Below are 1,125 nucleotides of genomic sequence, written 5' to 3'. Positions count from 1 at the left end.
CACTATCAGCCTGGATCAGCCCACGGTTGACCAAGGTGACATTGTTATCCATCGACAGCGTCGCCGTGCCGCCATCCTGAGCGCCACGGATGCGATGATCCGTGTCGTTGATCAGCGTCACCGCATCGACGGGATCGCTGCTGTTGCTGCGGTTATCGACATAGGTGGTTCCATCGACGACTAGTGCCCCTGCGCCGCTGAGCGTCGCCGTGCCGCCGTCATCGATGTGCAGGTAACCATAGCCAGCACTTGAATTCAGGCCAATGGTGCCATCGTTGGTGGTGGTGCCTTCCAGCGTTAGACCATCGTAGTGCTGCAGCTCGATGCGGCCTTCATTGGTGACATCAGTCAGTCGCGCGGAATTGCTGTAAGCGGAACTAGTGACCGAGATCACACCGGTGCCCGCCGTGCTGAGCAGTCCGCCGCTGATGCTGGTGTTACTGCGGATGGCCACTGCCGAGCCATCCTGGGCGTCGATTCTGCCGGCGGTGTTATCAATCGGCTGCATACCACTGAGCGCAACCGTATCGCCGCTGTCGGCTTGGATCAAACCGCGGTTGACCAGCGTGACAGCGTTGTCTAATGACAGAGTCCCTATGCCACCATCCTGAGCGCCGCGGATACGGTGGCCGGTGTCGTTGATGAGCGTCACCGCATCGACGGGATCGCTGCTGTTGCTGCGGTTATCGACGTAGGTGCCGCCGTCGACGGCGAGTGCCCCGCTGCCCGTGAGCGTTAACGTCGCGCCGTCGTCGATGTGGAGATAGCCGGAGCCAGCACTTGAGCTAAGACCAATGCTTCCGCTGTTGGTGATGGTGCCTTCCAGCGTCAGGCCATCGCCGTTTTGAACTTCAATGCGGCCCTCATTGGTAACATTGGTCAGTCGCGCGGAGCTGTTGTAAGAACTACTGATGACCGAGATCACGCCAGTACCGGTGGTGCTGAGTCGCCCGTCGGCGATGATGGCGTTGTTGCCGAGTTCGACCGACGAGCCGTCAAGGGCCTGGATCAGTCCGCCAGTATTGACAACTGCAGAATTACTTCCCAGTTCGACCGACGAGCCGTCAAGGGCTTGGATCAGACCACTGGTATTGTCGACGGTGTTGTTACTGCTGAGAGCGACCG

Annotated in this window: 1 protein-coding gene; it reads right to left on the bottom strand. The window is 59.6% G+C overall.

Annotation, left to right across the window (positions count from 1 at the left end; translation table 11 throughout):
• Positions 1-1,125, bottom strand: a 1,125-nt coding sequence (locus CCR96_RS07550; RefSeq protein WP_201219448.1) for a hypothetical protein, incomplete at both ends; no start/stop codon positions are given.

The organism is Halochromatium roseum, assembly GCF_016653315.1.
GTDB lineage: Bacteria > Pseudomonadota > Gammaproteobacteria > Chromatiales > Chromatiaceae > Lamprobacter > Lamprobacter roseus.
This window is presented reverse-complemented; position numbering and strand designations above follow the sequence as displayed.